Origin of the sequence: Nocardia sp. NPDC046473, from assembly GCF_040645995.1 — a bacterium.
Classification (GTDB): domain Bacteria; phylum Actinomycetota; class Actinomycetes; order Mycobacteriales; family Mycobacteriaceae; genus Nocardia.
Window position 1 is genome coordinate 471,555 of sequence record NZ_JBEYZJ010000009.1, and the last position, 26,174, is coordinate 497,728.

Here is a 26,174-nt window from a genome sequence, read left to right on the forward strand (position 1 = left end):
CTAACCTTCCTGTTCGTCCGGGATGACGGCGGAGCGTCGGCCCTGCCTGGTCCCGTTCTCGATGGCGGACATCAGATCGCGTGCTTGTTCGGCCGAGCGGGCGGGCGCCGCGGGTGCGGGCGGCTCGGGTGTGGGTTCGGCCAGTTGCGGTGCCAGATTGGTTTGCCTGCTGCGCCGCGGCAGGGCGGGGCGGCCGTCACTGTCGGGTTGTGGCGCGGGTGGGATGTGGGGGCGCGGGCTGTAGGGCGCGGGGGATTCGAGGGCCAGGGTGGCGACCGCGCCGGTGACCGGTTGCGCGGATTCGACGGGTTCGCTGGTCATCGGCGCCGCCAGGCGCCTGCGCCGGCCGGGGTCGGTGAGTTCCGAAGGTGTTGGCGCGGGGATGGATTCGGCGACGATCAGGGCCGAGGGGATGAGCACGATGGCTTTGATGCCGCCGTAGTCGGATTCCGAGAGCCGCACCGTGACCCCGTGGCGGACGGCGAGCTGGGCGACCACGAACAACCCGAGCCGCGAGTCGGCCGAGAGCGCGGCGACACCGAAATCCGGTGGGGTGCGCAGCATCTCGTTCAAGCGGGCGAGTTCGGCGTCGGACATGCCCATGCCCTGGTCGGTGATCTCGGCGACCACGCCCTTGCCGACCACGTTGCCGCTGACCTCGACCCGTGACTGCGGCGGGGAGAACGCGGTGGCGTTGTCGACGAGTTCGGCGAGCAGGTGGATGAGGTCGGCGACGACGGTGCCGACGACGTGCACCTGCGGCAGCCGCGACACCCGCACCCTGGCATAGTCCAGGGTTTCGCCGACCGAGCTGCGCACCAGATCCATCAGCGGCACCGGGTTGCGCCACTGCCGTCCGGGCTGGCCGCCGCCGAGGATGGTGAGATTTTCGGCGTTGCGGCGTTCGCGGGTGGCCAGGTGATCGAGCCGGAACAGAGTGTCGAGCAGGACCGGATCTTCTTGGCGCTGTTCGGCTTCGTCGAGGATCTCGAGCTGGCGGTGCACCACGATCTGGCTGCGGTGGGCGATATTGAGGAACACGGCTTTGACGCCCTCGCGGGTGCGGGCCTCGGCGACCGCGGCGCCGATGGCGGCGGCGTGCGCGTGCTGGAAGGCCTTGGCCACCTGCCCGATTTCGTCGTGGCCGAAGTCCAGGACCGGGGTTTCGGCCGCGGGGTCGATGGTTTCGCCCTCGTTGAGCCTGCGCATGGTCTCGGGTAGTCGTTCGTCGGCCAGGGCGAAGGTTTGCTTACGTAGTCGCTTGAGCCGTCGGATGATCCGGTTGGCGAGCACGAGCGCGATCAGGAACGCCGCGATCGAGACCAGCAGCACGCCGCCGCCGGCGTAGAGGGAGTTGGCGGCGGAGGTGTTGGCCTTGTCCTCGGCCAGTTCCTGGGAGTGGCGGTTCTGCGAGATCCACACATCGATGAGCGAGCGGTTGACCTCGGCGGCGGCGTTCTGCCAGTCGGTGGTCGAGAGCGGCAGCACCGATAGCGACTGCTTGGCGCTACTGCTCGACGAACTATTGCTCGGAGAGTTCGATCCGCTCGACGAGCTGGTGGTGGCGGTGGCCTGCTGGGCGAAATAGCGTTGGGCCAGCGCGGTTTCCATCTGCGAGAGCTGCTGCCAGGCGTTGCTGCCGGTGATCTGCTGGAGCCGGTCGTGCTGGGCGCCGGAGGGGAATTCGGCGGACAGGTTGCCGATCTCGTTGTGGTAGAAGCCGACCTGGCGCAGGAACTCCTCGATCGGGATCGGCGTTGGCCCGTTGGTGGTGGCGAGCATGACGCCGAGGGCGTTGCTGCGCGCCATCGCTTCGGCGACGTTGAGGAAGCGCATGCCGTCGGCGATGGCGACGCCGATCTCGGTGTCGGGGGCGGACTGCTCGGCGATCTCGGTGCCGACGGAGATGACGTCGAGGATCCGGTTGTAGAACATGTACGCGTCGGAGGGCTGCAGTTGGCCGGCGTCGGTGGCCATCCGCACCTGGGTCATCTGGCTGAGCAGGGTGTTGAAGCCCGCGACGTCGTCACCGATCTTGGAATCGTCGACCTTGCGCAGTCCGGTGGAGACCTCGATCAGTCCGCGCATGGCGCCGTCGAGGCGGATGCGCGCGGCCGCCAGCGCCGGGGGCACGGTGTCGTCACCGGCGAGCTGGGCCAGGGTCAGGCGGCGTTCCTGCTGGACCGCCTCCATCAGCTCTCTGGTGTGCGGGATGGCGTTCTGATTCTGGACCGCCCATTCCTTGGCTGTGGTCCCCTCGGCTACCAGATACCCCGCTGCGCCCACGCCGACTACAAGCAGAGTCAAGCTCGGAATGAGCGCGATTGCCAGAATCCGCGTACGAACCCCGAGCCTCGCTCTGAACATCGGCACAACCTAAACCACAAAACGGACCGCTCGGCCGTTGTGTCCCGGTGAGTGGGACTGGAATTGACTTTGCCGCCGTGACAGCGCTGAAGACCGTTTTTCCGGCCGCATGCGCAACCAACGTGGCCGATGGGAAGGGTGGTGACTTCTGAAGGGGCCCGGTGCGGCGTAGATTGTGTGTATCTCGCGGTTACATGAGATCGCATCGACACACACGTAGGAGGCAACGATGCCCGCGCCCGAAGCCGCAGTCTTCGACCGTCTGAGCGCGCTGGCCGCGATCGACCGGCCCGAGGATCGCCCGCGCAAGTCGATCGCCGAGACGTTCACCGGTACCGCGCTGGGCAGTGTGCCCGTGGGCACCGTCGAGGATGTGGCTGCGGCGTTCGAGAAGGCCCGCGGCGCGCAGGCGCGCTGGGCCGCGCGCCCGGTGGCCGATCGGGCCGCGGTGCTGGAGCGGTATCGGGCGTTGATCGTGGACAACCGCGAGTTCCTGATGGATGTGGTGCAGGCCGAGACGGGCAAGGCACGCTGGGCGGCGCAGGAAGAGATCATGGGGCTGATCTTCGCGGCCCGCTATTTCGCCAGGAATGCCGCGAATCTGCTTGCCCCGCACAGTGTTCCGGGCGCGTTCCCGGTACTCAACCGGACCTCGGTGCGTACCCAGCCCAAGGGGGTCGTCGGTGTGGTCGCGCCGTGGAACTACCCGATGCTGCTCTCGATCGGTGACTCGATTCCTGCCTTGATCGCCGGTAATGCCGTGGTGGTCAAGCCGGACAGTCAGACGCCGTTCTCCTCGCTGGCCAACGCCGAATTGCTGTATCGCGCCGGGCTGCCGCGTGATCTGCTGGCGGTCGTGCCGGGTCCGGGTACCGTGGTCGGCACCGCCATCGTCGACCAGTGCGACTACCTGATGTTCACCGGTTCCTCCGCGACCGGGCGCACCCTGGCCGAGCAGTGCGGGCGACGGCTGATCGGGTTCTCCGCCGAGCTCGGTGGCAAGAATCCGATGATCGTGGCCAAGGGCGCGAATCTGGACAAGGTCGCCAAGGCCGCGGTGCGCGCCTGCTTCTCCAATGCCGGGCAGCTGTGCATCTCGATCGAGCGGCTCTATGTCGAGCGGTCGATCGCCGAGGAGTTCACCGCCAAGTTCGTCGCCGCCGTGAACGCCGCGAAACTCGGTGCCAGCTACGACTATTCGGCCGATATCGGTTCGCTGATCTCCGAGGCCCAGCTCGAGACGGTGACCAAGCATGTCGCCGACGCCACCTCCAAGGGCGCCAAGGTCCTGGCCGGTGGCAAGGCGCGCCCGGATCTGGGCCCGCTGTTCTTCGAGCCGACGGTGCTCGCCGAGGTGACCGACGAGATGGAATGCGGGCGCAACGAAACCTTCGGCCCGCTGGTCTCGATCTACCCGGTCGACTCCGTCGACGAGGCGATCCGGTTGGCCAACGACACCGAGTACGGACTCAACGCCAGCGTGTGGGCGGTGAGCAAGTCCGAGGGCGAGCGCATCGCCGCACAGCTGCACGCGGGCACGGTCTGCGTCGATGAGGGGTACGCGCCGGCGTGGGGTAGCACGGCCGCGCCGATGGGCGGCATGGGCATCTCCGGAGTCGGGCGCAGGCACGGTCCGGACGGGTTGCTGAAGTTCACCGAACCGCAGACCGTGGTGGTCACCCGGTTCCTGAATCTGGATGCGCCGCCGATGGTTTCGCAGGACAAGTGGCAGCGGTTCCTGATGACGGTCACCCGCACCCTGCGTTTCCTGCCCGGTCGGTAATACCTGGCGTCCGTCAGGTGGTCGTGCGCCACCTGACGGACACCGCCGCCGGTTTCCCCGACGGACGCGAGGGTGCTCCGATCCGCACATGGCCGCGGCGGATACGGAGCGACGCCCGTGCCACGCGATCGTCCGGTTCGACCGCGCGGGCTCGGAGATTCCGAGGGTCTAGGTCATCCGATCGGCACCGGTGCGAGGCGGTGGGAGGGTGGCCACCTCCTCGTCGGTGAGCAGCCGCGATCGGATGAGGAAGCGCACGTCGTCGGACGCCTCCAGGGAAAAGCTGCTGCCGCGCCCACTCACGACGTCCACGGTGATGTGAGTGTGCTTCCACACCTCGTATTGCTCGGCGCTCATCCAGAATTCGGTATGCCAGGGCAGGTACCCCAGCAGCACATCGGCGCCGCCGACCCGGAACTCGCGCACCGGGAAACACATCGGCGAGCTGCCCTCACAGACCCCGCCGGACTGATGGAACAGCACCGCGCCGTGGCATTCGATCAACTGCCGCAACACTGTCCGTGCTCGTTCGGTGATGGCGACCCGATGGGTTCGAGATTGCTGCATCAGAACAACCCCTGTTTCTTCGATGAATAACTGACCAGCAGGTTCTTGGTCTGCTGATAGTGATCCAGCATCATCTTGTGGCTCTCGCGGCCCATGCCGGACTTCTTGTAGCCGCCGAACGCGGCGTGCGCCGGATAGGTGTGATAGCAGTTGGTCCACACTCGGCCCGCTTTGATGCGCCGGCCCAGCCGGTAGGCGGTGTTGCCGTCCCTGGTCCACACGCCGGCGCCGAGGCCGTAGAGGGTGTCGTTGGCGATGCGCACCGCTTCCTCGACGGTGTCGAATCGGGTCACCGAGACCACCGGTCCGAAGATCTCCTCCTGGAACACCCGCATGGTGTTGCTGCCCGCGAAGATGGTGGGCTGGATGTAGTAGCCGCCGGGGAGACCGTCGACCTTGCGCGCCTCCCCGCCGGTGAGGACGCGGGCCCCCTCCTGTCTGCCGATGTCGAAGTAGGACAGGATCTTCTCGTATTGGTCGTTGCTGGATTGGGCGCCGATCATGGTGGTCTCGTCGAGCGGGTCGCCGCCGATGATGGCCTCGGTGCGGGCCACACAGCGGGCCAGGAATTCGTCATAGATCGAAGAGTGGATCAGCGCGCGCGACGGGCAGGTGTAGACCTCGCCCTGGTTGAGCGCGAACAGCACGAAACCCTCGATCGCCTTGTCCAGGAACGCGTCGTCTTCGGCCAGCACGTCGGGCAGGAAGACGTTGGGGCTCTTGCCGCCGAGTTCGAGGCTGATCGGGACGATGTTCTCGCTGGCGTACTGCATGATCAGCCGCCCGGTGGTGGTCTCGCCGGTGAACGCCAGCTTCGCCACCCGCGGGCTGCAGGCGAGGGGTCGTCCGGCTTCGCCGCCGAATCCGTTGACCACGTTGAGCACTCCGGGCGGCAGCAGGTCCGCGATCAACTCGATGACCAGCAGGATCGAGACCGGTGTCTGCTCGGCGGGTTTGAGCACGACGCAGTTGCCCGCGGCCAACGCGGGGGCGATCTTCCACGCGGCCATCAGGATCGGGAAGTTCCACGGAATGATCTGGCCGACGACGCCAAGTGGTTCGTGAAAGTGGTAAGCCACAGTGTCGCCGTCGATTTGGGCGATGCTGCCCTCTTGGGCGCGGATGGCGGCGGCGAAGTAGCGGAAGTGGTCCACGGCCAAGGGCAGGTCGGCGGCGAGAGTTTCGCGGATCGGTTTGCCGTTGTCCCAGGTTTCGGCGACGGCCAGGGGTTCGAGGTTGGCCTCGATGCGGTCGGCGATCTGGTTGAGGATCGCGGCGCGCTGGGTGGATGAGGTGGCGGCCCAGCGTTCGGCGGCGGCGTGCGCGGCCTCCAGAGCCAGGTCGATGTCGGCGGCGCTGGAACGGGCTACCGTGCAGAATGTTTCGCCGTCCACGGGGGAGACGTTGTCGAAGTAGCGGCCTTCGATGGGTGCGGCCCAGTCGCCGTCGATGAAGTTGTCGTACCGGGTGGCGTAGCTGACTATGCCGGAGTCGGACCCCGGTCTGGCGTAGATCATGGCTTCGCTCCTCACAGATTTACTCTGAGAGGGCAACTATGGACGGTGAAGGTTGGTGTGAGGTTGGTGGTGTGCGGTTCAGGGGCATCGACTGCCACCTTGCACAGGCTGCCCGGTGGTCCTAGGCGCGCAAAGCGGTGTGCAAACGGGCGGCGACCACCGCGCGGCGGACATCGTCGAGGGGCAGCAGGCGCAGGGCGTGTTCGTGGACCTCGATGTCGCCGGGTGAGCGTTCACCGAAGGCGACGGCGTGTTCGGCTCGGTCGCTGGCCAGGACCGCATTGCGTACGCCGACATCGAGATACGAGCGCCACTGCACCACGCCCGGAGTGTCCGAGCCGGGCAGCAGCGGGCCACGGTAGAGCCAGACCGCCGAGGTGGTGTCGCCCGCGGCGACGGCGGCCAGCAAGTCCACCGCATCACAGGAGACCGGGCCGGTCAGCAGGTAGCGGCGGTTGGTGATCTCACCGCCGGTGGCCCGACGCAGGTGCGAGACATCGGCTTTGAGGGTGCTGGTGGACACGGCGCGGTCGCCGTAGACGGCCGTGTGGAGTTGTTCAGGGGTGAAGCCGTCGGGTTCCAGGGCCAGCAGGGCGAGGATCTCGAGTTGGCGGGGCGGCAGCGGGACCGGGCGGCCGTCGCGCAACAGTCGTGCGGTGCCCAGACATTCGAGTCGCACGCCAGGGGTCGGTGCGGGTGCGGCGGCGCGCAGCATGGTTTCGACCGCGGTCACCAGCGCGCGCACCGAGGTCAGCACGGCGGGGTGGGAGCGGTCCCAGGAGCTGGACAGGTCGAGCACGCCGACCTGCCTGCCGTCGGGGGCGTGGATCGGCGCGGAGTAGCAGACCCAGCCGTGCAGGGCGGCGACCAGGTGTTCGGCGGAGAACACCGAGCAGGGGCGGTCGTCGTGCAGGGCCAGGGATAATCCGTTGGTGCCCATATGGGTTTCGTCCCAGCAGCCGCCCGGCGCGAAGTTCACGTCCTCGGCTTGTCTGCGCAGGGTGCGGTCGCCGCACGACCACATGATGGTGCCCGCGTCGTCGGTGACCACGGCGAGGTAGCCCGCGTCCTCGGTGATGCCGCGCAGGTCGGCGGACAGTTCGGTGATCGGGGTGCGCAGCGGCGATCGCGACCAGGTGTCGCCGATGTCGTCGAGGCCGGGCGCTTCGGTGACGGCCGGGTCGACGGTGTGCAGCGACCGTTGCCAGGACTGCGCGACGTCGGTGCGCAGCAACGTCGTTCGGGCCGACGGTGTCGCGATACTCGGCGCCGTAGCCCAGCGCTCCCATTCCCTCGCCAGCTCGGCTCGCTGCTGGGTCAGGGTGCGGAACTGTGCCACTTCGGGAAACCCCATCGTCGTGTGAGCTCACATTCGCTCTCTCATTCTGGCGTACGCACGACAGGCGCGCGAGAGTTTGACAGCAAACCGAACGGTCCCCATGTGGTCGGCGCGGCGTGGCGGGCCGCGTGTTCGTTACGGGTGCCGTGCGGTCTGTAGTGGACCCGCCCCAACAGATCTGCGGCCTCGGCTTACCTACGCGGCGTGCGGCCGGTGCGCCGTTATGCTGCTGGAATGACTACCGGTTCGCGGCGGGCTCGGGTCAGCGATGTGCATGCACTGGCGTTGGGGATGCCGCATGTGACGCAGGTCGATGGGCCCGCCGGTAATCCGGTGTATCAGGTGGGTGGGAAGTCGTTCGTGTTCTTTCGGAACGCGCGGCCGGATGCGTTCGATGCCGACACCGGTGAGCGCTACAGCGATGTGATCGTGTTCTGGGTGCCGTCGGAGTCGGATAAGCAGGCGCTGGTGCAGGATCCGGATTCGCCGTTCTTCACCACCAAGCATTTCGACGGTCATTCGTCGGTGTTGGTGCGCGGCAGCCGGATCGGTGAGCTCACCCTCGCGGAGTTGTCCGAGGTAATCCAGGACGCCTGGTTGTCCCGCGCCTCCCGTAAGCGGGCCACCGACTGGTTGGCGGCGCAGCATCCACCGAGTGACTGACGCGGGGCTGATGTAGAGGATGTGTGGCCAGCCGGGTCTGCCGCGTACACGGACTCGTTGGCAGTGCACGAGTTATGTGGTCGCTGCGGCGATGTGGGGCCAGCCGGCGCCCGGCGAGTCGGCGTGCCCGTCCTCGCCCGGGTACGGGTTCAATGACCGGCCGATCCGGTATACGACCGGTCCGCGCCTAGCCGAACGAACCGCGTGCAGTCGATGCGATGCCGCATCGACTGCACCTCGGCTCACTTGTTGATGAAAATGCCTGCTACATCGGCGTTTTTGATGGGGGTCTCGGCGTTGCGCTGGCCACCGCAGAGCACGTCGACCGACACCATGGTGGCGTCGACGACGGTGCCCGCGGGCTCGTGATCGTCGTTGGTCTGCTGCTTGACGAACTTGGTGATCGTCATGCGCTTGTCGTCCTGGTTCTGCTTCACGTACTCGCTGCAGGGGGTGTCACCACCGCGGTTGAGGGCGCGCTGGACGTCGGTGCACCCGGCGAGCATCAGGGCGACCGCCGCGATCGCGAGGCCGGTCCGTCCGGTCCGTGACAGCGTGGCGTTCATGTGCTCCTCCTGGATGCTTCGTCGCGCGGCGATCCGCGTCGATCGCCGTCCAGCCTAGAGCCCCCCGCGCGCCATTGTGCTCGGCCCGTGTCCGGCGGGTCGCCCCGCGCGGTTGGTAACAGCCGCACTCTTTCTTGGGATCCGCACTGCTTCGGGGTGCTCATAGCGAGTGCCGATCCCGACAGAGGGTGCGGATCCTCGAGCTGGGCCGGGCGACCATGATCATGGGGAACTGGTGCTGTTGGCTTCTCGGGCGGACGCCAACACCAGTTCCCCATGATCATGCGTCCAGTTCTTAGGAACGGAAGGTGCACAGGGGGATGTCGAGTTCGGCGGGGGTGAGGGAGCCGTGGTGGCCGATCATCATCGATTGGATGGGTTCGGCGGCGCTGCGGATGATGCTGTGGGCGTTGCGGGCGGCGACGACGATGTCGCCGATGCGGTCGGCGATGTGCGGGGCGACGGTGGGGCCGAACCAGCCGCGGGCGATCACCTCGGCGCGGGGCAGGACTGCGAAGTCCGCGCCGAGGATCTCGCGCCATGCCGCGGTGACGGGCGGTGTGTTCGGGCGTGGTTCGTGCGGTCGACGATGCGCACCCGCGAGGGCGTCAAGGGGTGCGGCATGGTCGGTTGCGCGCGACTGGCGGTGGCGTGCCGCGTTGGGCCGATTCAGGCCTGACCGGTCTCGAACCGGGCGACCTTGCCGTCACGCACGGTGAACCGCCAGCTGGTGCGCATCGAACCCCAGCGAGAATTGGTGTAGTCGGCGACGAGTTGGGTGCCACCGTCGTCGATGGACTCGACGTTCATGTGCCCGTTGCTGCCGAAGACCTCCGAGTCGGTCCACTGGGCGACATTGCGTTCCACGCCGTCGTCGGACATGGTCGCGTCGTCGGTGAGGGCGGCGAAGAGCCGGTCCTGGTCGTTGGCGTTGAGGGCGTCGATGAATTCCTGCACCACGGGATCTAGCTCAGTCATCTGGTTACCTTTCTCGGATCAGGTGGCGGAGCATCAGCAGTAGTTCAGCAAATCTCTGGCGTCCACTGTAGGGCAGAACGCGCGCCCGCGCCGGGATGGCTGTGCTGTTGCCGCGCGCCGCCTGCTGGTAAACAGGACCTCGTGACCGCGCAGCGTGCATTCCGGTTCGGTGTCAACATGGTGACCCCGGACTCCAGGAGCGACTGGATCCAAAAGTGCCGCAGGGCTGAGGAACTGGGTTTCGACGTGATCGGGGTGGCCGATCACCTGGGCTGCCCGGCACCGTTTCCGTCGATGATCCTGGCCGCGGAGGCGACCGAACGGGTGCGGTTGAACACCTTCGTGCTCAACGCGCCGTTCTACAATCCGGTGCTGCTGGCCCGCGATATCGCGGGTGCCGATCAGCTCACCGACGGGCGGGTGGAGATCGGTCTGGGTTCGGGCTATGTGCAGGCCGAATTCGAGGCCGCGGGCATTCCGTTCGAAAGTGGCGCGAAGCGGGTCGCGCATCTCGAGCGCACCGTTTCCACGTTGCGCACCCTGTTCTCCGATCCGGAGTATCAGCCGCGCCCGGCGCAGCCGTCGGGGCCGCCGCTGTTGATCGCGGGTTGGGGTAATCGGTCGTTGCGCTTGGCCGCCGAACACGCCGACATCATCGCGTTTCCCGGCGCGTCGGCGACCGAGAACGGTGGTCCGCTGCATTTGGCCGGGCTCGGCGAGACGAGCGAGAAGATCGCCTATGTCCGTGACCTTTTGGGCAGCCGCGCCGACCGAGTCGAGTTCAACATCCTGATCCAGCGGGTGGTGCCACCGGAGGAACGCACCGCGGTGCTCGAGTTGTTCGGCCCCGCACTGCCCGACGATGTAGCTGATCATCCAGAGGACCTGCCGACTCTGCTGATCGGGACGCCCGAGGAGATCGCCGACCGGGTGCGCGCCCACCGTGATCGCTACGGCTTCAGCTACATCACGGTGCTCGAGCACAGCATGGAGCAGTTCGCGCCGGTGATCGAGCTGCTGCGCTGAGCGCTGCTCACCCGCCGACCGCACCGGTCGACCTGGAACGCGATCGGGTTGGCGTGCTGCTCAACAAACAACACGAACCGCCCAATTCGATCGCCCCCGCTAGCGCGGGGCCAGCTGGCAATCACGGTTCGCCGCCGCCTGACAACAGCCGCACGCCGAGTGATCGCCGGCATCTGAATCGCATTCGATTCCGAGTGCGGGCGATCAGAAGACGTGCGGCGGTGGCCCCTTCGGAAGTCGTCGCTGAGTGGTGACGCGCGTTCTGATTGCTCGCATACCGAGCGGATGCAATGTCGCCGAGCAGTGTGCAGTGGCGTCGTCGGGCGCGACAGGCCGAGTCGACGCTCTGCCGAGCCCGGCGTAAACCTGTTTCCCCGCAGTGCAATTCGTGCTGGGAATACTTGCGGGTGCGGTCGGCCCGGCACTACTCGCCGGACTCCTCCCTGGGGTCGTCAGGGCAGTGGGTCGATGATCACGCGGGGGTCGATTTGGCGGAGCTTCTTCGGGCGCGCGGTCAGGCAGGGCCAGTCGCGGGCGATGGCTTCGTGGGTGGCGTGACCGGCGGGGAGTAGGGCTTCGGCGTTGGCGGTGCCGGCGAGTGCGACGCCGAGGCGGTCGGCGGCGGCGCGGTCGAAGGGCGCGACGATGGTGTGGGGCAGTTCGAGCAGTGCCGCGAGGATGTCGAGGCGGTCGGTGGCGATGTGGGCGCGGGCGACGCCGAGGACGGTGGCGGGCACGACGATGGTGTTGCCCGCGTTGACGGTGGCCCACACCACGGCCTGGGCGTAGTTGGCCTGATTGGCGAACCCGATGACGGCGGCGGTGTCGAAGACGACACCGCCCAGTGCCACGGTGATCACGCGGCGCCGGCGTGTGGGCCGCCTGCCTCTTCCTCGGATAACGGCGGTAGGCCCTGCATGGCGCGGGCGCGGTTGATCAGGTCCAGCGGTGGGCGGCCGCCGAGGACTTGCTCGAGTTTGGCCAGTGACTGCGCGCGATTGATTCGCGCCTGCACGGCTTCGGAGACGAACGCCGACACCGATTCGATGTGCCCGCCCGCGCGCCAGGTTTCGAGCATGGCCAGGAGTTCTTCGGGCAGCGTGACGGTGACTTTCCGTGTTTTCTGCTCCCGAGACGACGCCATACCATGACTGTATCGCGGCTGGGTTTCGCTAGCGAGGGGTCACTCGGCGGGCTTGCGCCAGAGCAGGGTGTAGCGCAGCAGTGGGCGGCGGCGCAGGTGCGCGCCGGGCAGCAGGTCGGCGGCGGCGGTACGGATCTCGGGGAAGGTGGTTTCGGGATCGCGCAGTTGCATGTCGGGGCCGCCGAGTTCGGGCCGATGCAGGGTGTCGATCGCGACGATCGCCGGGAGCAGTGCCAGGTAGGGGTAGTCGGTGCGGAGGTCGAACTTCCACAGTCCGACGACGGCGAGGGTGCCGCCGGGCGCGACGAGTCGGCGCAGGGCGGTGAGTCCGTCGCGCAGGGCGACGTGGTGCAGGGTGGCGACGATGGTGACGAGGTCGAAAGCGCCTGGGAGGTCGAGGAAGTCGCCGTGTTCGAAGGTGACATTCGGTGTGGGAGTTGCGGTGTCGAGGATGACCTGGTCGAGGTCGACGCCGCGCACGGTCAGGCCTCGGCGGCCGAGCTTGGTGGCGAGAAGTCCGTCGCCGCAACCGATGTCGAGCGCGGTGCGGGCGGTGTCGGGGATCTGGGCGAGCAGCCAGGGATGGTAGTGGGTGTTGTGGTTCCAGTAGGGATCGTCACGCACGTCACGAGACTACGGACAGGTCCGGATCCACAGCCTGAAGACCGGGCAATGTATGTGATATGCATCATATTTCTCCGCACAAAATGTCGGTGTCGGATGGCATGGTGTCCGTATGCCTTTCGCCGAATCCACCGTTTCCGCCGACGTCATCCGAGTCCTCGGTGCCAGTGAGCACAACCTGCGCGACGTCTCGCTGGAGATTCCCAAGAACAAGATCACGGTGTTCACCGGGGTGTCCGGTTCGGGCAAGTCCTCGATCGTTTTCGACACGATCGCGGTGGAGTCACAGCGTCAGCTGTATGCGACGTTTCCGGCGTTCATCCTGAACTTCTTGCCGCGCTATGAGCGTCCGCATGCCGAGGCGATGGAGAACCTGACCGCGCCGGTGATCATCGATCAGCAGCCGGTGGGTGGCGGGCCGCGGTCGACGGTCGGCACGATGACCGACATCTTCTCGATGGTGCGGGCGATGTTCGCCCGATTCGGTGCGCCCTCGGCCGGTTTCGTCTACAACTACTCGTTCAACGTGCCCCAGGGCATGTGCCCGGACTGCGACGGGCTCGGCATCACGGTGCGCGCGGATCCGGACCGGCTGCTCGATCGGACCAAGTCGCTCAACGAGGGCGCGATCTTGTTGCCCGGTTACGGTGTCGGCGGCGGCGAATGGCAGATGTACGGCAACTCGGGGCGCTTCGATCCGGACAAGAAGCTGACCGAGTACACCGCCGAGGAGTTCGCGGATCTGTTGTACGGCACCGGCGGCAAGGTGGAGTTGACCTTCGCCAAGGGCACGTGGAAAGCCAACTACGAGGGCATCGCCACCAAGTTCACCCGCACCCGGCTGCAGCGCGACACCTCCACGTTGAGCGAGAAGACCCGGGAGCAGATGCGCCAGTTCCTGACCGAGGGGACCTGCCCGAGCTGTCATGGCGCCCGGCTCAATGCGGCGGCGCTGGCCACGAAGATCAACGACCGCAACATCGCCGACTGGGCCGGGTTGCAGATCACCGATCTGATGGTGATGCTCGAGGAGATCACCGATCCGGCCGCGGCGGGGTTGGCGGCCGCGATCCGGACCTCGTTGCAGCGGGTGGCCGATATCGGGCTGGGCTATCTGAGCCTGGATCGTCCCACCTCGACGCTGTCCGGCGGTGAGGGACAGCGGTTGAAGATGATCAAGCATCTGTCGAGCACGTTGATCGGGATGACCTACATTTTCGACGAACCGAGCGTCGGGTTGCATCCGCGGGATGTGGGCCGGTTGAACGATCTGCTGAAGGCGTTGCGGGACAAGGGGAATACGGTGCTGGTGGTCGAGCACGATCCCGATGTCATCCAGATCGCCGACCACATCGTCGATGTCGGCCCGCGCGCCGGACTGCACGGCGGTCAGGTGGTGTTCGAGGGCAGCTTCGCCGAGCTGCGGGCCGCCGACACCCCGACCGGCGCCGGACTGCGTCGCCCGTTCACGGTGAAGGACACCTTCCGCGTGGCCACGGGTGAGCTGTTGATCGAGCATGCCGACGTGCACAACCTCAAGGATGTGACCGTCGCGATTCCCACCGGCGTCCTCACCTCGATCACCGGGGTCGCCGGTTCGGGCAAGAGCAGCCTGATCCGGGATGTGTTCGTGGTCGAACATCCCGAGGCGATCTTCGTCGACCAGTCCGCCATCGCCGCCTCCTCGCGGTCCACTCCGGCCACCTACCTGGGCTTGATGGACCCGATCCGCAAACTGTTCGCCAAGGCCACCGGCGAGTCGCCGGGCCTGTTCAGCTTCAACTCCGCCGGCGCGTGCAAACAGTGCGAGGGTCGCGGGGTGATCATCACCGAGATCGCCTACATGGACCCGGTCACCACCCACTGCGACGCCTGCGACGGTCGCCGCTTCTCCGACGACGTGCTCGCACTCACCTTGCGCGACAAGTCGATCGCCGACGTGCTGGAACTGACCGCCGAGGAAGCACTGGCGTTCTTCCCGGAGAAGGCACTGAATGCCAAGTTGCGCACCATGAACGAGGTCGGCCTGAACTATCTGAGCCTCGGCCAGGCCATGAGCACCCTGTCCGGCGGCGAACGCCAGCGCATCAAACTCGCCACCCAACTCGGCAACACCGGCTCGGTCTACGTCCTCGACGAACCGACAACCGGCCTGCACATGTCCGACGTCGACACCTTGCTCGCCCTGCTCGACGGCTTGGTCGAACGCGGCAACACCGTCGTCGTCATCGAACACAACCTCGACGTCGTCGCCCACTCCGACTGGGTCATCGACCTGGGCCCCGACGGCGGCAAAGCAGGCGGCGAAGTCGTCTTCACCGGCACCCCCGCCGCCCTCCTGCACGACCCGACCTCACTGACCGGCCAGTACCTGCGTAAGTACAAGGCGGCCTAGCGCGATGTTCCGAGTGGCCGCCGCCTCGATTGAGGAGTACTTCGGATTCGACCCTGCCCGGGAAGCGGATCTACGCCGAACCGACGAGTCGATCCGAGCGGCGGCCCCGACCTTGGCACGATGGTTCGTTCCCGGCACTGCGGCCGGAAAGCCTGGCATGGCAATGACCTTGATCGGCTATGGCAGCTTCGAGTACGCGCTACAACGCTCACCCATCACCGTGACGTGGCCGATCGTGGGTCTCGCACTCCAGAAGAACTATCTGAGTCTGTATTTCTCGGCCGAGTACAACGGCAGCCCCTTCGCACTGGGCTACACCGATCAGCTCGGCGAGGTCGACATCAGTTCCACAGGCGCTGTGCGCTTCGCCCGGGCCACCGATCTGAACCCCGCCGGGTTGGCCACGCTGCTCACCGACCTGGAGCACGGATTGACCACAGCGACCGTACGCGTGCGCTACGGCCGCAACACCACAACCGTTGCGGTGCACGGATACCCGTCGACGCGCTGATCGATCCGACAACAGGCCCCGGCTCACCTGAGCGATCGCGCCATCTGCTCGCCGCGCACGCCCCTGCTCGCCGCGCACGCCCCTGCTCGCCGCGCACGCCCCTGCTCGCCGCGCACGAAATCGCTAGCAAAGTCGTGCGCGGCCCGACAACAAGTGCGCGGCACGCGAGATGCTTCGCAGGACGTGGCTGTGCATGTATCGGGCGGAGGGGTACGGCTGGCGGGCTACCGAGGCTCGGTTGTACAGCGATACCGAACGTGCGCACCGAGATCGGGGGTCGGGAATTACTTGCTGCACGGATCTGCGCGCGACCGACTCGGTGATCCGAGCAGGGGCGACTCCTGGTAGCCGTTATGCCCGCAGATGCGCACCGGTTGGCTGAGCGTCGTGCGCACGCGGCGCTTTCGGGGAACCCTGCCCCTTCGCCCGGTCCATCTCGCGCCATTCAGGACGCAACCCGGACAGATTCGTGGTGAGGAAGTACACGGCGCCGCCGACGAGCAACACCGGAACAAGTCCCACCGATGCCACCGCGACTCCGGTTGCGTTTTCCGTCGTGCACGAGGGCGGTGATCGGGTCAACAGTGGGTACTGCGGTTGGAGGCCAGGGGTTGCCTCTTCAGTAACTCGGAGTACGCTCAGAAATGAGTCCACTCATTAATTGGAGGTGCCGCGATGATGACCACGCCACAGGCGGTGCGGGGTGGGCGGCGGATGCGCAATAAGCAGGACAAGCAGTCGCGCATCTTCGAGGCCGCGGCGGCGTTGTTCGCCGAGCGCGGGTTCGACAGTGTGACCACGCAGGAGATTTCTGAGCGTGCGGATGTGGCGGCCGGGACGTTGTTCCGGTACGCGGCATCCAAGGGTGAGCTGCTGTTGATGGTCTACAACGCCGAATTGCGGGCGGCCCTCGAACAGGGCGAGCGGGCGGCCCGGTCCGAGGCCGATCCGGCGCGGGCGGTCTTTGCCATGACGCGCCCGATTCTCGAAGCCGCTGACCGGCGGGTCGGGGACACCGTGGCGTATCAGCGTGAGTTGTTGTTCGGCGCCCCCACCGAGCAGTACCGCGCCGAAGGGCTGGCCGAGGTCGCGCGTCTGGAGACGATGATCGCCGAGCGGCTCACCGCGGCGGTGCCCGGCGACTCGAAAGAGCTGTTCGCCCGAGCATTGCTGGCGGGCCGCAGCGTATTCGCTGTGCTGCATCTGATCCTGGCCCGGCCATCGACCGGCGCGCATCCGGGTCGCGACGCGACCGACGATCTGCGCGACCAGATAGCCCAGATCGTGGCGGGGTTTTTCGCCTCGATCGAGTGAGTGGACCGTCGAGGGGCGAACCTCGCCTCCGGCAGGAAGGAGAACATCATGAGCATCCGTAAGGTGACCGTGCTCGGGACCGGGGTCCTCGGTTCGCAGATCGCATTCCAGACCGCGTTCAGCGGCTTCGAGGTCACGGCCTACGACATCAACGACGACGCCGTCGAAGCGGCCCACGATCGTTTCACCAAACTGGTCTCGATCTACCAGGACGAGGTCGACGGCGCGGGTGACGGCAAAGCCGAAAAGGCCGCCGACTCCATCACAGTGACCACCGATCTCGCCGAGGCCGTCAAGGACGCCGATCTCGTCATCGAGGCGGTGCCCGAGGTATTGAAGATCAAGCAGGAGACGTACCAGAAGCTGAGCGAACTGGCCCCGCAGCGCACGATCTTCGCCACCAACTCCTCCACCTTGCTGCCCAGCGACCTCGAGGATTCCACCGGCCGCCCGGACCGTTTCCTCGCACTGCATTTCGCGAACGACGTGTGGCGCTACAACACCGCCGAGGTGATGGGCACCAAGGACACCGACCCGGAGGTGTTCCACGCGGTCGCCGAGTTCGCCGCCGCGATCGGCATGGTCCCGATCGAGTTGCACAAGGAGAAGGCCGGTTACGTGGTCAACTCGCTGCTGGTGCCGCTGCTGAACGCGGCGATGGGGCTCAGTGCCGGCGGTTACGCCGATCCGGAGACGGTCGACAAGACCTGGCGGACCGCGACCGGCGCCCCGTCCGGTCCGTTCCAGATGATCGACGTCATCGGCCTCAACACCCCGTACAACATCCTGGTCAACAGCGACGAGAACGGCAAGAAGCTCGCCGCGTGGCTCAAGGACAACTACATCGACCAGGGCAAGCTCGGCGTGTCCAGCGGTGAAGGTTTCTACAAGTACTCGTAATCGCTTGCTCGGCAAGTCATTCCGAACCAGTACCAGGAGAGGAGTCACATGTACTACAGCAGCGGCAACTACGAGGCCTTCGCCCGACCACGCAAGCCCGACGGTGTCGAGGACAAGACGGCGTGGTTCGTCGGGGCGGGTCTGGCCTCGCTCTCGGGTGCGGCGTTCCTGATCCGTGACGGTCAGATGTCCGGAGACAAGATCACCGTGTTCGAGCGGTTGAAGCTGCCCGGTGGCGCGCTCGACGGCATCAAGGAGCCGAAGAAGGGTTTCGTGATCCGTGGCGGGCGCGAAATGGAGAACCATTTCGAATGCCTGTGGGATCTGTTCCGGTCGGTGCCCTCGATGGAGATCGACGGAGCCAGTGTGCTCGACGAGTTCTATTGGCTGAACAAGGACGACCCGAACTCCTCGTTGCAGCGCGCCACCGAGAAACGCGGCCAGGACGCGCACACCGACGGCTTGTTCACGCTGAGCAACAAGGCACAGCAGGACATGATCAAGGTCTTCCTCGCCACGCCGCAGGAGATGGAGAACAAGCGTATCGACGAGGTCTTCGGCGAGGACTTCTTGCAGAGCAACTTCTGGATGTACTGGCGGACGATGTTCGCGTTCGAGCAGTGGCACAGTGCGCTGGAGATGAAGTTGTATCTGCACCGCTTCATCCATCACATCGGTGGGCTGCCGGATTTCTCGGCGTTGAAGTTCACCAAGTACAACCAGTACGAGTCGCTGGTGCTGCCGTTGTATCGGTGGCTGCTCGATCAGGGCGTGAGTTTCCGGTTCGATACCGAGATCACCGATATCGACTTCGACCTGACCGGCGATCGCAAGCAGGCCACGAAGCTGCACTGGGTGGCCGAGGGGAGCGAGGGCAGTGTCGATCTGGGTGAGCATGATCTGGTGTTCACCACGATCGGTTCGCTCACGGAGAATTCCGACGACGGCGATCATCACACTCCGGCGACGTTGCTCGACGGTCCGGCGCCGGCGTGGGATCTGTGGCGGCGGATCGCGGCCAAGGACCCGTCGTTCGGGCACCCGGACGTGTTCGGCGGGCATATCGAGCAGACCAAATGGGAGTCGGCGACGGTCACCACGCTCGACGAACGGATCCCGCGCTATATCCAGAAGATCTGTAAGCGTGATCCGTTCAGCGGCAAGGTGGTCACCGGCGGCATCGTCACCGTGCGGGATTCGAGCTGGCTGATGAGCTGGACGGTGAATCGGCAGCCGCATTTCAAGCAGCAGCCCGAGGATCAGATCGTGGTGTGGGTGTACTCGCTGTTCGTGGATGTGCCCGGCGACTATGTGAAGAAGCCGATGAGCGCATGCACCGGCCAGGAGATCACCCAGGAATGGCTGTACCACATGGGTGTCCCGGAATCCGAAATCGCTGACCTGGCCGCGAATTCGGCCAAGTGTGTGCCGGTGATGATGCCGTATGTGACGGCGTTCTTCATGCCGCGCCAAGCCGGTGACCGTCCGGAGGTGGTGCCGGCGGGATCGGTGAACTTCGCGTTCATCGGCCAGTTCGCCGAGAGCACCCGCGACTGCATCTTCACCACCGAATACTCGGTCCGCACCGCGATGGAGGCGACCTATCAGCTGCTCGGCATCGAACGCGGCGTCCCTGAGGTCTTCAATTCGACCTATGACGTGCGCACGCTGCTGGCCGCGACGAGCCGACTACGCGACGGGGACGAACTGCATATCCCCGGGCCCGACCTGGTGCGAAAGAAGTTGATGAGCAAGCTGGATTCCACCGAGATCGGCGTCATGCTCGAGGAATACGGCCTGGTAGCCGACAAGAAGTAGCGGCGCCCGCGTGAGGAAGCAGGCTCGGTCCCCGGGGATCGAGCCTGCTTGGTTCCCGCCCGAAAGCCCCTCCGGGACTTACTACCGGCCGAGGGCGGCGCACCCGTTGTCGAAGGCCTTGCCATCGAATCGGGCCTGGAAGAAGGGCACGGTGGCCGGGATCAACAAGGCACCGGCGAGGAAGTGGTCGGCACCGCCGTATTCCTGGTAGCGGACCGGGACACCGCGACGGCAGTACTCGGCAGCGAGGGCACGTTCGTCCGCGGCCACGATGACGCCGTCCCCGGTTCCGTCGAAGTTCCCACCGCCGAGCAGCAATGGCCCCCTCGGGGTGCCCGTGGTGCCCATTCGGCCCTGCTCGATCATGGGCGCCAGCGCGGGGATGGCCGGGTAATCGGCATACTCCGGCAGCAGCAGCTGCTCGATGCGCAGGCCGGGGAACTTGGGGCCATCGGGTGCGCACTGGTCGGTGACCTGGGCGAGTACGTGTTTGCCGTATTCGGACAGATAGGGATCGAGGTCGATGCCGAATCCGCGGGCCGAGCCGAGCAGGACGTAGGGAATCAGCGTCGCCCATTCCTGTTTGCCGTTGATGTAGGAGACGGTGTTGACGAGGTCGACCGGGTAGCCGCCGAGCGCGGCACCGACGATGTTGAGCTCAGGCGCGTAGGTCGGTGCCAGCTCGGCGGCATACTCGGTGGCGATCGAACCGCCGGAGAAACCGGACATGCCGACCGGGGTCGAGGCCGCAGCGTCGAGTGTGTGCAATGCGGCACGGATGCCGTCCAGTGTGGCGTTCCCGGATTTGCGGCCGGCGCCGTAGGCGAGTTCGGTGCCTTCGTAATCGCTCGACACGACGGTGAATCCGGCCGCGAGGTAGGCGGCGAGAACCGGCGTATCAGCTGTCGAGAGCGCTCCGCCGCCGCGCAGCGTGTAGGACGGATCGCAGCGAGCGCCGAGCGCGTCGTAGGCACTCTGGTAGGCGACGATGCGCAGCGGGCCCGACGCGGCGGGCGCTCGGATGATGGTGGTCACGGTCGCGGCGGGCTCACCGAGCTGGCCGGTTGTCCGGTACAGCAGCTGGGTGGCGTCGACCGGCAGCTGTGCTCCCGTCGGCGCGAGCCCGACCGTTCGTGTCTTCAATACGGTGCCCGGCGCGACATCGGTCAGTGGACCTTCGGCGCGATAGAACGGATCAACCGTCGGCGCCAGAACAGCGGTTTGCGCGTGGGCTGCTGCGCCTGCGGCGAACGAAATCGCCGGTAGCGCAATCAGTGTCGCGAACATCGCGACGGTCCGCCGCATCATCCGGTTCATTGGTGGAACTCTCATTCGGTTGTCCCTCAGTCGATGTCGAGATCGGGTACCGACGCTAACCATTGATCCGATAAGTGTCATGACCACATTTATGGTAGGCGGGGCTCGCGCGACGATGCGGACGCACCGGGGCTGGGCCGAACGGCTCTATCACGACCGCATCCTGGGCGAGGCCCGCCCACACCGGGTTACCTCGTCGACTCTGCCGGCGCATGATCGTCGTGCGGGCGCGACAGGAGCAGCACGCGGCGACCCCTGCGCCGCCGTCCCGATGAGATCCATCCCGACAGGGACGGGTCCACGGCATGGTCGGGCCGCGACGCTCAGGTGTGGTCGGTGAACTGCTGGGTGCCGGTGATGCGCAGTAGGTCCAGGGCAGAGGCGGCGGGGGTGTCCGGGGCGGCGGAGTAGACGACAACGGTTTGGTCGGCGTCGGGGACGAGCAGGGTGTCGCATTCCAGCACCAGGGTGCCGAGTTCGGGGTGGGCGATGGTTTTGGTGGCGCTGCGCCATTGGGCGGAGGGGCGTTCGCGCCAGAGCTGTTCGAAATCGCTGCTGTGCGAACGCAGTTCGGCGATCAGTCGATCCAGGTCGGGGTCGGTGGGGTAGCGGGCTTTGGCGCTGCGCAGGGTGCCGACACCGTAGGAGGCGACCATCCGGAACTCCTCGGGAGTGAATCGCACCCGTCCCGGTTCGGCACCGAGGAAACATTCACGGATCATGTTGCGCTGGGCAGGCGGCAAGGCGGAGAAGTCGCCGAGTAGCGCGGCGGCCATCGGGTTCCACGCCAGCACATCACCTTTCGCCGACATCACCAGTGTCGGCAGGTCCACCATCCGGTCCAGCAGCCGTAACACACTGGGGCGCACGACCTGTGCGATCCGTCCGGCCTGTGGCGGTGCGGACCCGGCGAGTTGGAACAGCAGGTCGCGGTCGTCGTCGTTCAACCGCAGCGCCCGCGACAGCGCGGCCAGCACAGAGGTCGAGGGCCGCGGACCGCGGCCCTGTTCGAGCCGCACCACGTAATCGACGCTGAGACCGGCCAGCTGAGCGACTTCCTCGCGCCGCAACCCGGGCACCTGACGGCGCGGGCCCGCAGGCAGTCCGACATCGCGCGGCTGTATCCGAGTGCGCGCCTGACGCAGCAGCGCCGCGAGTTCCGAACGGTCCATCCCTTGATCATCCCGCAGCCGGACCGGTCCGGGGTGGTACCACCGATCCCAGGACAAGGCAGTCCTGCCCAGCAGCGGCATACACGCCGAAGCTGACACCATGACGACAACGACAACGGCTCTGGTGACCGGAGCCAACAAGGGACTGGGCTACGAGACGGTCCGCAGGCTCGGCGAGCTCGGCTGGCAGATCTTCCTCGGCGCGCGCGACGCCGACCGTGGCAAGCGGGCGGCGGTCGAACTGGCCGAACAGGGCGTGAACGTCGAATTCGTGCACCTCGATGTCACCTCGACCGACTCAATCGCGGCCGCCGTCGCGGCGGTGGGCGCCCGGATCACGGCATTGGATGTGCTGATCAACAACGCGGGCATCCCTGGCGCGTTCATCCCGCCGCAAGAAACCCAGGCCGCGGACTTCCGCGCCGTGTTCGAGACCAACGTGTTCGCACCGGTCCAGGTGACCCACGCGTTCCTGCCGCTGCTGCGCGCCGCGACTCAGCCGCGCGTCGTGATGGTGTCGAGCGGGATGGGTTCACTGACCATCACCTCGGATCCGGACCGTGTCGAATCCACCCTGCTGAATCTGCCCTACACCTCGTCCAAGTCGGCGCTGAACATGATCACCTCGCAGTACGCCCGCGAACTGACAGGCATCCAGATCAACGCCGCCGACCCCGGTTACACCGCAACCGATTTCAACTCCCACGCCGGATACCAAACCCTCACCGAGGGCACCGACGCCATCGTCCGCCTCGCCACCCTCGGCCCCGACGGACCCACCGGCGGCTACTTCGACCGGCAGGGACCGGTTCCGTGGTGAGGTGAGCGGCGGCGGGCACTGACCGTCGGGCGACTGTGCTGTTTGGCTGAAGCTGCTACGGCGTCCTCGCTGAGGTCATGACGCCGTGGCAGCGCTATAGGCCGACAACTGGGCAGGGGGATGCCGAAAGCTTCTCGACGACCGGCTGGGACGACATGGCTGCCGCCGCGACGGACAACCATGCTCGCCTACATGGCCCGACATGATGCGGGTCAAGTCATCGCCACTACCGGCCGGAGGAAGGCGACGGAACTACTGGCCGCCGCGGCGCGGGGTCAGCTTCGTGCGGTTCCTGCGCCGCGACTTCCGTCGCATGTCGGCTGCCGGAACTGGCAGCGGCGCCGACACGACTGGCGGGTTTCATGATCGACGGGACATGGCGGCGTTGTGCGAGAAGAGCCGCCACCATGTCCCGTTTGATCGTGGGTCAGCGGGCGCCGCCGTTGACGTAGAGGGTTTGGCCGCTGACGTAGGAGGATTCGTCGCTGGCGAGGAAGGCGATGACGGCGGCGACTTCCTCGGGTTGGCCGACACGGCCCAGCGGGGTGCGTTCGGCGACGGACTGTTGCAGTTGTTCGGGGGCCATACCGATACGTTCGGCGGTGGCGTCGGTCATCGCGGTGGCGATGTAGCCGGGCGCGACGGCGTTGACGGTGATGTTGTATTGGCCGAGTTCGATGGCGAGGGTGGCGGTGAAGCCCTGGATGCCTGCCTTGGCGGCGGCGTAGTTGGCTTGGCCGCGGTTGCCGAGGGCCGAGCGGCTCGACAGCGAGACGATCTTGCCGTAGCGCTGGGCGACCATGTACTTCTGCGCGGCCTGGGTGCAGTGGAAGACGCCGGTCAGGTTGACCGACAGCACGGCGTTCCAGTCGTCCTCGGAGAGCCGGAAGAACAGGTCGTCGCGGGTGATGCCGGCGTTGTTCACCAGGATCTGCGGGTCACCGAGGTCGGTGGCGATCTGGTCGAAGACCGACTGCACCGAGTCGCGGTCGGTGACATCGCAGACGTAACCGGTCGCTTTGCCGCCCGCGCGGCTGATCTGTTCGAGCGTGGCGTCGGGAGTGTTGCGGTCGAGTACGGCGACGCTTGCCCCCTCGATCGCGAGTCGCAGCGCGGTGGCCGCGCCGATGCCCTGCGCCGCACCCGTCACCACGGCAACCTTGTCGGTGAAACGGTCCATGGATTCGTTCTCCTTTCAGAACGCGCTGCGGGCGCGGCCGACTCGTTTGCAGGCTAGCGACCGGGAAACCAGCGGTGCAAGTTTCCGGCGTTGTCACCGAAAGTAGTTCGACCGAGGGCGGATTCGTGGGCGACGGCCGAGCTCAACCCGCGTCGGCGACCGGTCCGAGCTCGTCGGCGAGCCACTGCGGGAACTCGGTGAGGTCGTTGAGGATGACGTCCGCGCCCGCGGCCCGCAGTTCCTCGGCGTCACACGGTCCGGTGGTGACGCCGACCGCGAGGACACCGGCGGTCTGCGCGCCATGCATGTCACCGACGTGATCGCCGACGTAAATGCTCGCCCGCTGCTCCCGCAAGACGGTGGCTTTACCCGCCGACCACAGGTCACCGGCGAGATGGTCTATCCGCCAACCGAGTTCGTCGATGTGTAACTGCGCGAGCGGCTCGTGTTTGCCGGTGACGACGAGCACCCGCCCGCCACGTTCCTCGACCGCCGCCAGCGCCGCATCCGCGCCCGGCATCGCGGGAATGCTCGACACGATGCTCGGATACAGCGCGCGATACCGGGTGACCAGCGCCGGAACGAGCTCCTCGGGAGCGCCCACCTCGACAAGCAGGGTGGCCAGCGGCGGGCCGAGCCGATCGGCGAAATCGGCGCCACGCAACGGCACATCGAACTCCGCGCCGAGCAGGTCGATGGCTCGACTGACACCCGGTCGCGAGTCGATCAGGGTCATATCCAGGTCGAAGCCCACCGTCCACGTCACCACTCGACCCTATCGGCCGGGTCGACTCGGGCCGCGATCCCGTCTGACTGGGGATTTCTTGGACCCGGGCGGGGCAGTTCAGCGCCATGGCAATTCGGCGACGCGTTCGGCACCGGCGCCGCGACGCACCTCGACGGGGTCTCCAACGGTCCGTCAGCTACCGCGATAGTGCGGCTGTTGCCACCACGGCCCTGACATCGTCGCATCCGGCGTGGGTGGGGCGTAAATGATTGGCGGGCAGGGGACTTCATCGTGAGCGAAGATCGCGGGGGTCACCTAGGGTCGGGGGAAGGATCGCAGCGAGCGGAGGGGCAGTCATGGGGCATGTCGAGCACAGCGCGACGTGTGCGGCGCCGGTGGACTTCGCGTTCACCTATGTCGCCGATTACCGGAACGTGCCGAAATGGATGTTCGGGATTCGGCATTTCACGCCGGTGGGGGAGCAGACCTCGGGGGTCGGCGCGGTGTTCGACACCGCCCTGCATCTCGGTCCGACCACCCTGCACCTGCGCGCGGACACCACCGAATGGGTGGACGGCGCCCGGGTGACGATGCGTGCGATCAAAGGCATCGAGGGCACGGTCCGCTGGGACTTCGCGTCGCTGGGCGAGGAAGTCACGAAGGTCAGCGCCACCGCCGATTACCGAGTCCCCGGCGGCCTGGCCGGACGGGCCCTCGACCGGATAATCCAGGCGTTCATCGGACCGGCGATCCGGCACACCGAAAAGCACCTGCGCGAGAAGATCGAGACCAGCTATCAGGAGTCACTGCGCAAGGACAGCTGAGATCCACACCGGCGTTCCAGCTAGCGCCGGACCGATCCGCGCGGGCGCACTCAGTGGATTCCGACCTCCGCCGAAAGGTTGGTCAGCCCCGGATTTCTCATGTCCCAGCAATCGAGGTGTGCCGCACCGCTCTTGTGCGCCCACGGCCCGCCCCGCTCACTGGCGAGGGTGCGCGACCCAGCCTTACTGCCCGGCGACCCCGGGCGTCCATACCTGGCGGTCTGGCCGGGCGCTTGATCGGGGCGATGGACCAATCGAACCCGCCCTGCTGAACCCGGCCTACAGCCCGGCCTGCTCGCCGCGGAGCTCGACGTGTCATTGCGCGGCAGTGTTTGCGGTCGCGTCTGCGGGTCCCTCGTCAAAGCCGGTGCCGCGAAGCCTGCTCTGACGAGGTCATCGGCACCTCGACACCCGCCCAGCGCCATCGCATCCCGATTCAGTGGCACACCATGGCGGCATCGCCCGAGAGACCCCCGCCACGGTGTGCCACTGAAACTACGTTCATCGCCGGGGGCCGGTGCGGTCGGCGCAGAGGTGATGAGCACATTTCGCGCCTGGCCGACCGCGACCGCATCGGACGCCGCACGGATCACAACTTCAGGACGCAGCGGCACGAAACCGG

Annotated in this window: 25 protein-coding genes; 10 read left to right on the top strand and 15 right to left on the bottom strand. The window is 66.6% G+C overall.

Features of this window, described 5'->3' with window-relative positions; all coding sequences use genetic code 11:
• On the bottom strand, window positions 1-2,307 hold the full coding sequence (locus ABZ942_RS32695) for a nitrate- and nitrite sensing domain-containing protein (protein WP_357388810.1): 2,307 nt from the start codon (window positions 2,305-2,307) through the stop codon (window positions 1-3).
• Between the two features lie 289 nt (window positions 2,308-2,596).
• Here ABZ942_RS32695 and ABZ942_RS32700 point away from each other — a divergent pair, with 289 nt between their 5' ends.
• Window positions 2,597-4,150, top strand: coding sequence for a succinic semialdehyde dehydrogenase (locus tag ABZ942_RS32700; protein WP_357388812.1), 1,554 nt, complete (start codon window positions 2,597-2,599; stop codon window positions 4,148-4,150).
• Window positions 4,151-4,318: 168 nt separating this feature from the next.
• On the opposite strand, the gene ABZ942_RS32705 is transcribed toward ABZ942_RS32700, so the two are convergent.
• The 3 genes from ABZ942_RS32705 to ABZ942_RS32715 form a co-directional block, all read right to left on the bottom strand.
• Window positions 4,319-4,717 (bottom strand): DUF779 domain-containing protein, encoded by a 399-nt coding sequence (locus ABZ942_RS32705; protein WP_357388814.1) that lies wholly within the window; start codon window positions 4,715-4,717, stop codon window positions 4,319-4,321.
• Window positions 4,717-6,234 (bottom strand): aldehyde dehydrogenase family protein, encoded by a 1,518-nt coding sequence (locus ABZ942_RS32710; RefSeq protein ID WP_357388816.1) that lies wholly within the window; start codon window positions 6,232-6,234, stop codon window positions 4,717-4,719. The genes ABZ942_RS32705 and ABZ942_RS32710 overlap by 1 nt, the downstream gene beginning before the upstream one ends.
• 121 nt (window positions 6,235-6,355) lie before the next feature.
• Complete coding sequence (locus ABZ942_RS32715; protein WP_357388818.1) at window positions 6,356-7,588, bottom strand: transcriptional regulator; 1,233 nt, start codon at window positions 7,586-7,588, stop codon at window positions 6,356-6,358.
• A 219-nt stretch (window positions 7,589-7,807) separates the two neighbouring features.
• Between ABZ942_RS32715 and ABZ942_RS32720 the strand changes: the two genes are divergently transcribed.
• Window positions 7,808-8,236: an MmcQ/YjbR family DNA-binding protein gene (locus tag ABZ942_RS32720; protein ID WP_357388820.1), complete on the top strand. Its 429-nt coding sequence runs from the start codon at window positions 7,808-7,810 to the stop codon at window positions 8,234-8,236.
• Window positions 8,237-8,478: 242 nt separating this feature from the next.
• Here ABZ942_RS32720 and ABZ942_RS32725 read toward each other — a convergent pair whose 3' ends face one another.
• The 3 genes from ABZ942_RS32725 to ABZ942_RS32735 all read right to left on the bottom strand — a co-directional run bounded on the left by ABZ942_RS32725 (window position 8,479) and on the right by ABZ942_RS32735 (window position 9,780).
• A complete protein-coding gene (locus ABZ942_RS32725; protein WP_357388822.1) occupies window positions 8,479-8,802 on the bottom strand; it encodes a hypothetical protein in 324 nt (107 codons plus the stop codon).
• A 295-nt stretch (window positions 8,803-9,097) separates the two neighbouring features.
• The gene (locus ABZ942_RS32730) at window positions 9,098-9,295 is read right to left on the bottom strand and encodes a hypothetical protein (RefSeq protein WP_357388824.1); all 198 of its coding nucleotides are present in this window, start codon (window positions 9,293-9,295) and stop codon (window positions 9,098-9,100) included.
• A gap of 176 nt (window positions 9,296-9,471) precedes the next feature.
• The gene (locus ABZ942_RS32735) at window positions 9,472-9,780 is read right to left on the bottom strand and encodes a nuclear transport factor 2 family protein (RefSeq protein WP_357388826.1); all 309 of its coding nucleotides are present in this window, start codon (window positions 9,778-9,780) and stop codon (window positions 9,472-9,474) included.
• A 141-nt stretch (window positions 9,781-9,921) separates the two neighbouring features.
• Between ABZ942_RS32735 and ABZ942_RS32740 the strand changes: the two genes are divergently transcribed.
• A complete protein-coding gene (locus ABZ942_RS32740; protein ID WP_357388828.1) occupies window positions 9,922-10,806 on the top strand; it encodes an LLM class F420-dependent oxidoreductase in 885 nt (294 codons plus the stop codon).
• A 452-nt stretch (window positions 10,807-11,258) separates the two neighbouring features.
• Here ABZ942_RS32740 and ABZ942_RS32745 read toward each other — a convergent pair whose 3' ends face one another.
• The 3 genes from ABZ942_RS32745 to ABZ942_RS32755 are packed head-to-tail and all read right to left on the bottom strand — an operon-like array spanning window position 11,259 to window position 12,574.
• The gene (locus tag ABZ942_RS32745; RefSeq protein WP_357388829.1) at window positions 11,259-11,666 is read right to left on the bottom strand and encodes a hypothetical protein; all 408 of its coding nucleotides are present in this window, start codon (window positions 11,664-11,666) and stop codon (window positions 11,259-11,261) included.
• Window positions 11,663-11,950 carry a ribbon-helix-helix domain-containing protein gene (locus tag ABZ942_RS32750; protein ID WP_357388831.1) on the bottom strand — a complete coding sequence of 96 codons (288 nt, stop codon included), beginning with the start codon at window positions 11,948-11,950 and terminating at the stop codon, window positions 11,663-11,665. The genes ABZ942_RS32745 and ABZ942_RS32750 overlap by 4 nt, the downstream gene beginning before the upstream one ends.
• A gap of 39 nt (window positions 11,951-11,989) precedes the next feature.
• Window positions 11,990-12,574: a class I SAM-dependent methyltransferase gene (locus ABZ942_RS32755; protein ID WP_357388833.1), complete on the bottom strand. Its 585-nt coding sequence runs from the start codon at window positions 12,572-12,574 to the stop codon at window positions 11,990-11,992.
• Window positions 12,575-12,686: 112 nt separating this feature from the next.
• Here ABZ942_RS32755 and ABZ942_RS32760 point away from each other — a divergent pair, with 112 nt between their 5' ends.
• Window positions 12,687-14,969 (top strand): excinuclease ABC subunit UvrA, encoded by a 2,283-nt coding sequence (locus ABZ942_RS32760; RefSeq protein WP_357388835.1) that lies wholly within the window; start codon window positions 12,687-12,689, stop codon window positions 14,967-14,969.
• 4 nt (window positions 14,970-14,973) lie between these two features.
• Window positions 14,974-15,480, top strand: coding sequence for a hypothetical protein (locus ABZ942_RS32765; protein ID WP_357388837.1), 507 nt, complete (start codon window positions 14,974-14,976; stop codon window positions 15,478-15,480).
• A 351-nt stretch (window positions 15,481-15,831) separates the two neighbouring features.
• Here ABZ942_RS32765 and ABZ942_RS32770 read toward each other — a convergent pair whose 3' ends face one another.
• On the bottom strand, window positions 15,832-16,011 hold the full coding sequence (locus tag ABZ942_RS32770) for a hypothetical protein (RefSeq protein WP_357388839.1): 180 nt from the start codon (window positions 16,009-16,011) through the stop codon (window positions 15,832-15,834).
• A gap of 147 nt (window positions 16,012-16,158) precedes the next feature.
• Here ABZ942_RS32770 and ABZ942_RS32775 point away from each other — a divergent pair, with 147 nt between their 5' ends.
• Genes ABZ942_RS32775 through ABZ942_RS32785 form a run of 3 tightly spaced genes read left to right on the top strand, consistent with a single transcriptional unit; the run spans window position 16,159 to window position 19,512 of the window.
• Complete coding sequence (locus tag ABZ942_RS32775) at window positions 16,159-16,794, top strand: helix-turn-helix domain-containing protein (protein ID WP_357388841.1); 636 nt, start codon at window positions 16,159-16,161, stop codon at window positions 16,792-16,794.
• A 48-nt stretch (window positions 16,795-16,842) separates the two neighbouring features.
• Window positions 16,843-17,694, top strand: coding sequence for a 3-hydroxyacyl-CoA dehydrogenase (locus tag ABZ942_RS32780; protein WP_357388843.1), 852 nt, complete (start codon window positions 16,843-16,845; stop codon window positions 17,692-17,694).
• Window positions 17,695-17,742: 48 nt separating this feature from the next.
• Entirely contained in the window at window positions 17,743-19,512 is a 1,770-nt protein-coding gene (locus ABZ942_RS32785) for an oleate hydratase (protein ID WP_357388845.1), read from the top strand.
• Window positions 19,513-19,593: 81 nt separating this feature from the next.
• Here ABZ942_RS32785 and ABZ942_RS32790 read toward each other — a convergent pair whose 3' ends face one another.
• On the bottom strand, window positions 19,594-20,844 hold the full coding sequence (locus ABZ942_RS32790) for a lipase family protein (protein WP_357388847.1): 1,251 nt from the start codon (window positions 20,842-20,844) through the stop codon (window positions 19,594-19,596).
• Between the two features lie 308 nt (window positions 20,845-21,152).
• Window positions 21,153-22,001, bottom strand: coding sequence for a helix-turn-helix transcriptional regulator (locus ABZ942_RS32795; protein WP_357388849.1), 849 nt, complete (start codon window positions 21,999-22,001; stop codon window positions 21,153-21,155).
• 100 nt (window positions 22,002-22,101) lie between these two features.
• Here ABZ942_RS32795 and ABZ942_RS32800 point away from each other — a divergent pair, with 100 nt between their 5' ends.
• Entirely contained in the window at window positions 22,102-22,821 is a 720-nt protein-coding gene (locus ABZ942_RS32800) for an SDR family oxidoreductase (protein ID WP_357388851.1), read from the top strand.
• 427 nt (window positions 22,822-23,248) lie between these two features.
• Here ABZ942_RS32800 and ABZ942_RS32805 read toward each other — a convergent pair whose 3' ends face one another.
• Both ABZ942_RS32805 and ABZ942_RS32810 read right to left on the bottom strand, forming a co-directional pair.
• Complete coding sequence (locus tag ABZ942_RS32805) at window positions 23,249-24,001, bottom strand: beta-ketoacyl-ACP reductase (protein WP_357388853.1); 753 nt, start codon at window positions 23,999-24,001, stop codon at window positions 23,249-23,251.
• 142 nt (window positions 24,002-24,143) lie between these two features.
• Window positions 24,144-24,767 carry an HAD family hydrolase gene (locus ABZ942_RS32810; protein WP_357388855.1) on the bottom strand — a complete coding sequence of 208 codons (624 nt, stop codon included), beginning with the start codon at window positions 24,765-24,767 and terminating at the stop codon, window positions 24,144-24,146.
• A gap of 317 nt (window positions 24,768-25,084) precedes the next feature.
• Here ABZ942_RS32810 and ABZ942_RS32815 point away from each other — a divergent pair, with 317 nt between their 5' ends.
• Window positions 25,085-25,552 carry an SRPBCC family protein gene (locus ABZ942_RS32815; protein WP_357388857.1) on the top strand — a complete coding sequence of 156 codons (468 nt, stop codon included), beginning with the start codon at window positions 25,085-25,087 and terminating at the stop codon, window positions 25,550-25,552.
• The last annotated feature ends 622 nt before the right edge of the window (window positions 25,553-26,174 follow it).

Excerpts from the sequence above, each read along its gene's own strand:
- ABZ942_RS32760 (WP_357388835.1), top strand. The coding sequence starts at position 12,687 with ATGCCTTTCGCCGAATCCACCGTTTCCGCCGACGTCATCCGAGTCCTC.
- ABZ942_RS32710 (WP_357388816.1), bottom strand. The coding sequence starts at position 6,234 with ATGATCTACGCCAGACCGGGGTCCGACTCCGGCATAGTCAGCTACGCC.
- ABZ942_RS32805 (WP_357388853.1), bottom strand. The coding sequence starts at position 24,001 with ATGGACCGTTTCACCGACAAGGTTGCCGTGGTGACGGGTGCGGCGCAG.
- ABZ942_RS32765 (WP_357388837.1), top strand. The coding sequence starts at position 14,974 with ATGTTCCGAGTGGCCGCCGCCTCGATTGAGGAGTACTTCGGATTCGAC.
- ABZ942_RS32735 (WP_357388826.1), bottom strand. The coding sequence starts at position 9,780 with ATGACTGAGCTAGATCCCGTGGTGCAGGAATTCATCGACGCCCTCAAC.
- ABZ942_RS32815 (WP_357388857.1), top strand. The coding sequence starts at position 25,085 with ATGGGGCATGTCGAGCACAGCGCGACGTGTGCGGCGCCGGTGGACTTC.
- ABZ942_RS32750 (WP_357388831.1), bottom strand. The coding sequence starts at position 11,950 with ATGGCGTCGTCTCGGGAGCAGAAAACACGGAAAGTCACCGTCACGCTG.
- ABZ942_RS32700 (WP_357388812.1), top strand. The coding sequence starts at position 2,597 with ATGCCCGCGCCCGAAGCCGCAGTCTTCGACCGTCTGAGCGCGCTGGCC.
- ABZ942_RS32790 (WP_357388847.1), bottom strand. The coding sequence starts at position 20,844 with ATGAGAGTTCCACCAATGAACCGGATGATGCGGCGGACCGTCGCGATG.
- ABZ942_RS32800 (WP_357388851.1), top strand. The coding sequence starts at position 22,102 with ATGACGACAACGACAACGGCTCTGGTGACCGGAGCCAACAAGGGACTG.
- ABZ942_RS32785 (WP_357388845.1), top strand. The coding sequence starts at position 17,743 with ATGTACTACAGCAGCGGCAACTACGAGGCCTTCGCCCGACCACGCAAG.
- ABZ942_RS32705 (WP_357388814.1), bottom strand. The coding sequence starts at position 4,717 with ATGCAGCAATCTCGAACCCATCGGGTCGCCATCACCGAACGAGCACGG.
- ABZ942_RS32775 (WP_357388841.1), top strand. The coding sequence starts at position 16,159 with ATGACCACGCCACAGGCGGTGCGGGGTGGGCGGCGGATGCGCAATAAG.
- ABZ942_RS32720 (WP_357388820.1), top strand. The coding sequence starts at position 7,808 with ATGACTACCGGTTCGCGGCGGGCTCGGGTCAGCGATGTGCATGCACTG.
- ABZ942_RS32780 (WP_357388843.1), top strand. The coding sequence starts at position 16,843 with ATGAGCATCCGTAAGGTGACCGTGCTCGGGACCGGGGTCCTCGGTTCG.
- ABZ942_RS32795 (WP_357388849.1), bottom strand. The coding sequence starts at position 22,001 with ATGGACCGTTCGGAACTCGCGGCGCTGCTGCGTCAGGCGCGCACTCGG.
- ABZ942_RS32725 (WP_357388822.1), bottom strand. The coding sequence starts at position 8,802 with ATGAACGCCACGCTGTCACGGACCGGACGGACCGGCCTCGCGATCGCG.
- ABZ942_RS32715 (WP_357388818.1), bottom strand. The coding sequence starts at position 7,588 with ATGGGGTTTCCCGAAGTGGCACAGTTCCGCACCCTGACCCAGCAGCGA.